The sequence below is a fragment of the Thermoleptolyngbya sp. M55_K2018_002 genome, from assembly GCF_015295965.1.
Taxonomy (GTDB): Bacteria; Cyanobacteriota; Cyanobacteriia; order Elainellales; family Elainellaceae; genus Thermoleptolyngbya; species Thermoleptolyngbya sichuanensis.
The window spans coordinates 1-4738 of record NZ_DVEA01000412.1 but is presented as its reverse complement, the minus strand read 5'-3'; the positions used below and the strand labels follow the sequence as shown (position 1 = coordinate 4738).

The 4738-nt window shown below is 58.0% G+C and carries 4 protein-coding genes and 1 pseudogene; 3 read left to right on the top strand and 2 right to left on the bottom strand.

Going from position 1 to position 4738, the window contains the following annotated elements; translation table 11 throughout:
- Positions 1-388, top strand: a pseudogene (locus IGS51_RS20795) (DUF58 domain-containing protein); the annotation flags it as partial.
- 125 nt (positions 389-513) lie between these two features.
- Here the strand turns inward: IGS51_RS20795 and IGS51_RS20790 are convergent.
- Together IGS51_RS20790 and pdhA are read right to left on the bottom strand one after the other, a co-directional pair.
- Entirely contained in the window at positions 514-771 is a 258-nt protein-coding gene (locus IGS51_RS20790) for a chlororespiratory reduction protein 7 (protein WP_297080669.1), read from the bottom strand.
- A gap of 15 nt (positions 772-786) precedes the next feature.
- On the bottom strand, positions 787-1815 hold the full coding sequence (gene pdhA, locus IGS51_RS20785; RefSeq protein WP_297080668.1) for a pyruvate dehydrogenase (acetyl-transferring) E1 component subunit alpha: 1029 nt from the start codon (positions 1813-1815) through the stop codon (positions 787-789).
- Here pdhA and IGS51_RS20780 point away from each other — a divergent pair.
- On the top strand, positions 1814-1939 hold the full coding sequence (locus tag IGS51_RS20780; RefSeq protein ID WP_267313432.1) for a hypothetical protein: 126 nt from the start codon (positions 1814-1816) through the stop codon (positions 1937-1939). The two genes, pdhA and IGS51_RS20780, sit on opposite strands and share 2 nt — an antisense overlap.
- Positions 1940-3051: 1112 nt before the next feature.
- Positions 3052-4738: DnaJ domain-containing protein (locus tag IGS51_RS20775; protein WP_297080667.1), on the top strand; the 1687-nt coding region annotated here is incomplete at its 3' end.

The following is a 4738-nucleotide window of genomic DNA, read 5'->3' as shown; positions in this document are numbered from 1 at the left end:
TGTATTCCAGGAGCCAGACTATCTCAACGCCGTGACCACCGTCGCCCAGCGCCAGACCCGCCGCGCCTTGGTGGTGCTGCTGACCGATATCATCGACCAGACTGCTTCGGCAGAACTCTTCGGCGCGATGGCTCAGCTTGCACCCCGCTATCTGCCGTTTTGCGTGGCCCTGCGCGATCGCCGCGTAGACGACCGAGCAAACCACCCCGCCGAAGACGTGCAGACGGTCTACAGTCGCGCTGTTGCCCTCGATCTCTTGGCTCAGCGGCAGCTTGCCCTGGCCAAGCTAAAGCAGCGCGGCGTGCTAATCCTGGACGCACCTGCTGATCGGATCAGCACGCAACTGGTCGATCGCTATCTCCAACTCAAAGCCCGAAATCTCCTATAGTCGGGTATGGTCGGGCTGATAGTCGGGACTATGCTGATAGTCGGGACTATATTGATTCTGGATTTTGGATTTGCGATTTTGGACTTCTAGTCGAGCGTCTGCGGGGCTTCTAGTCACTTCACTCGTCACTTCTCCAATCGCACCGCATACCATTGCAAAAACTGCCCCGGCCCAATGTCTAGTTCACAGGCGGTGTCGAGCAAGTGACGCGCTTGCGCTGCCGACGTGGGAATGTCTTGCAATTCGCGGGGCAGGCTATCCTGCATGGTTTCTAGCACCGATGCCAGCTTCTGCAACAGTTCCTCGGCGGTGAGGAATTGTTCTGGCTGGTTGGTTTCCAGCACAACAAACGCATCCTCACGAAACATGATCGGGTCGGGCATAAGGGGAGATGGGTTTTAGTCTTCCGCAAAGACGTACTTATACAGATCGGCGGGATTCGGCTCAGGGCTTTCCAGCGCAAACTGCACTGCGTCTTCCACCGTTGCCTGAATCTTGCGGTCAATCGCCTTCAGTTCCTCATCTGTCGCCAGGTTTTGCTCGATCAGATGGGTGGCAAGGCGCTTGATCGGGTCACGGGCAAACCAGAACTCCTTCTCTGCTTTGGAGCGCAGTTCGTCGGGGTCGGCGAGGGAGTGCCCCCGGAAGCGGTAGGTGAGCGCTTCAATCAGGGTGGGGCCTTCGCCTGCGCGGGCCCGGGCCACGGCTTCTTGGGCCACCGCCCGCACTGCCAGCACGTCCATCCCGTCCACTTCTACGCCCACCATGTCAAACACGCTGGCTTTTTTGTAAATTTCTGGCTGCGACGTAGCGCGGTCGTGGGCCATGCCGATCGCCCACTTGTTGTTTTCCACCACAAACAGGATTGGCAGCTTCCACAGCGCCGCCATGTTCAGGCATTCAAAAAACTGACCATTGTTGCTTGCGCCGTCGCCAAAGAAGCAGGCCGTCACCTGATCTGCGGATTCGTCTCCCAGCGCTTCGCGGCGATATTTGGTCTGAAACGCCGCGCCCGTCGCCACAGGAATGCCCTCCGCCACAAACGCATAGCCACCGAGCAGGTTATGCTCTGCCGAAAACAGGTGCATCGAGCCGCCGCGCCCCTTGCTGCATCCCGTCGCTTTGCCAAATAGCTCTGCCATCACCTCGCGGGCGGGCACGCCTGCACTGAGCGCATGGACGTGGTCGCGGTAGGTGCTGCACACATAGTCATCGCTCCGCATGGCCTTGATCACCCCGGACGACACCGCTTCTTGCCCGTTGTAGAGGTGAACGAAGCCAAACATCTTGCCTCGGTAATACATCTCGGCACACTTGTCTTCAAAGGTGCGTCCCAGCACCATGTCTTCGTAGACCACCAGCCCATCTTCCCGGCTGATCTGGGAAGGGCTAGCGGAAAAGGCGGGCAATACACGTTCCTGAACCATGAGACTGTCCTATGGGGTTGAGAAGGATGTGGCGAGGGCGATCGCCCCTACAGAAAAACTTGGCAAACCCAAACTGGCACGTACAAGCCAGCGGGCTTCTGGGAAAAGCAGCTATGGCTATTAAAATACCTGAGCGACCTATTCGCCAAATGCCACTGCCAAATGCCGCTGCCAGAAACCAGCGCCAGAAACCCAAGGGCCATCAACTTGCCAAATGGCTTGGCTCTCCGCCAATGGCTTGACTAGCCCAGTAACAAATCGTAACAGGAATTGGGTTGCCTCCACTAAACTGGATGCTGGTTTTGTTTGCGCCGGAGGTTCGCATTGTTGGATACAGCGGAATATTCGGATACAGCAAAATATAATGTCGCGAACCTTAACCTTTTCCTTCACTGACAAATGCAGGGGTTTACGTGAAACTATAGGGACTGGAAACTATAGGGACTGGCACTGGATCGGGTGCATCGGTGTATCAGGGTGCATGGGCCGTCAATGAAGTTTGCACAGAAGTTTGCACAAAACTCGCACAATGCTAAAAACCTGTGGCATTTTTCTAGGTTTTTTGTATGCTGATGAGTAAATTTTGTCGCAGGAGTCGCTCACTCGACGCAGTTTGCTAAGAGAAGATGACTGGGATAAGAGAGATTGACGTAGCATAGACTGGCGTGACTCATCATGGAACTCAAATGCAAAACTCAAATTAGGACTTGTGTTCGGAGGACAGGTTGAGGTTGCTCATCCAGCAGTTAATGCTGATAATAGGTGTCCGCCTGTAAAGGCATCTGCCTGTAAAGGTGTCTGCCTATAAAGGTGTCCGCCTGTAAGCATCTGCCTGTAAAGGTGTCTGCCTGTAAACATCCGCCTGTAAACAAACATCCGCCTGTAAACAAATGTCCGCCTGACGGGTCTGCTCAATGGAGTAATGCCTGGAATGTGCAGGGTTCAAGGGGTTTACGAAATGTGCTTCTACCCGCACTGAGTTTTCTTAAGCATGGGTTGAGTCTTTGTCGGTGATTCGTTCGGTGATTTGTCGGTGAATCGTTGCTTGATAGCCTCTGAGGTCAGCTTGCTGAACTTAGTGCTTTTAGAAGCCGCTTTGGGAGCCTGGATTTGGCAGATGCTAAAGCCTGTTGGAAGTTAGTCTGGCTGGTCTTACCAAGGCTACGTGATGCCGCCTACTGGCATGGGTCGATTTAGAAAATGTCTTGATAACGTTGAGTTTTGGGGAAGTGGGCCGTGAGAATTCCGCTTGATTATTACCGCATTTTGGGGCTACCTATTCAGGCAACGGCTGACCAACTTCAGCAGGCCCACCGCGATCGCACGCAGCAGCTTCCCCGACGCGAATATTCCGAAGCGGCGATCGCCTCTCGCAAGCAGCTTCTGGACGAGGCCTACGCCGCCCTGTCGAACCCGGAGCAGCGCCGCGCCTACGATGCCACCTTCCTCGCCAGCAGCTACGACCCAACGAGCGATCGCTTTGCTGGGGCAGAATCGGGGGCGATCGCCCTGGAAACCGAGGCAGACCCCTACGCCCCCAGTATCGACATCGACGACAGCCAGTTGGTCGGGGCGCTGCTGATCCTGCTGGAGTTGGGAGAGTACGAACTGGTGCTGAAGCTGGGGCATCCCTACCTCTCTAATAGCGCCTTCAGCGGCAGCGCGGGCCGCAGCGCCCAGGCCGATATTGCCCGGTCGGATGTCGTGCTGACACTTGCCTTCGCCTACCTGGAACTGGGCCGCGAACAGTGGCAGCAGGGACAGTACGAAAGCGCTGCCGAATCCCTAGAAGCGGGACAAGAACTGCTGCTGCGAGAGGGCATGTTTGCCGGAGTGCGCGGCGAAATGCAGTCTGACCTCTACAAGCTACGCCCCTACCGCATTCTGGAACTGCTGGCGCTGCCCGAGTCCCACGAGATTGAGCGGGGCCAGGGTATGAACCTGCTGCGCGATATGCTGCAAGATCGCGGCGGCATCGACGGTGCCGGCGACGACCGCTCTGGGCTGAATGTGGAAGATTTTCTGCGGTTTATGCAGCAACTCCGGGGCTACCTCACCGCCGCCGAGCAGCACGCCCTGTTTGAGGTCGAAGCCCGTCGCCCGTCGGCTGTGGCGACCTACCTGGCAGTGTATGCCCTGCTGGCCCGCGGCTTTGCCTATCGCCAGCCCGCCCTGATTCGTCGCGCCAAGCAAATGCTGATGCGTCTGGGCACGCGCCAGGATGTGTATCTGGAGCAGGCAGTGTGCGCCCTGCTGCTGGGGCAAACCGAAGAAGCCACCCGCGCCCTAGAACGCAGCCAGGAGCATGATTCCCTGACCTTCATTCGCGAACATTCCCAAGGCTCACCCGACCTGCTGCCGGGGCTGTGTCTCTATGGCGAACGCTGGCTGCAAAACGAGGTGTTCCCCCATTTCCGCGACTTGGCCCAGCAGCGAGCATCCCTGAAGGATTACTTTGCCGACGATCAGGTGCAGGCGTATCTAGAAGAACTGCCCAGCGAACCGGACACAGCTCAGTGGGAGTCGGCTCCGGCTCCAGTGGGCAGCACAACTACGCCCTTTGCCCGTCGGGCGACTGCGCCCCAAAGCCGCTATGACCAGGCCGGCACGGCAGGTAATGGACTCGGCATAGGTAGCACGGCGACGCTAGAGCCTGCGGCCGCCGCCTACACTGCCACAAACGGCACTTCAGCCGTTCCGACGGCCGAGCGCGTGTCCCAGATGTCTCCTTCGGGACGGCTGACCACGGGGGACGGCGGCGGGCGATCGCCCCGGACTTCCTTCAGCGACAGCAGCCGCCGCACCACCACCTCGCTGCCCAGCAGTTCCGGCGGCGGGGGCATTACGCTGCGGCTGGATCGGCTGATGCTGCTGATGGCGCTGGGCGTGCGAGCCGCGATCCTGGTGGGGATTCTGGTGACAG

Bases quoted from the DNA above. Each gene is read 5' to 3' on its own strand.
- IGS51_RS20790 (WP_297080669.1), bottom strand. From the start codon at position 771: ATGCCCGACCCGATCATGTTTCGTGAGGATGCGTTTGTTGTGCTGGAA.
- IGS51_RS20780 (WP_267313432.1), top strand. From the start codon at position 1,814: ATGAGACTGTCCTATGGGGTTGAGAAGGATGTGGCGAGGGCGATCGCC.
- pdhA (WP_297080668.1), bottom strand. From the start codon at position 1,815: ATGGTTCAGGAACGTGTATTGCCCGCCTTTTCCGCTAGCCCTTCCCAG.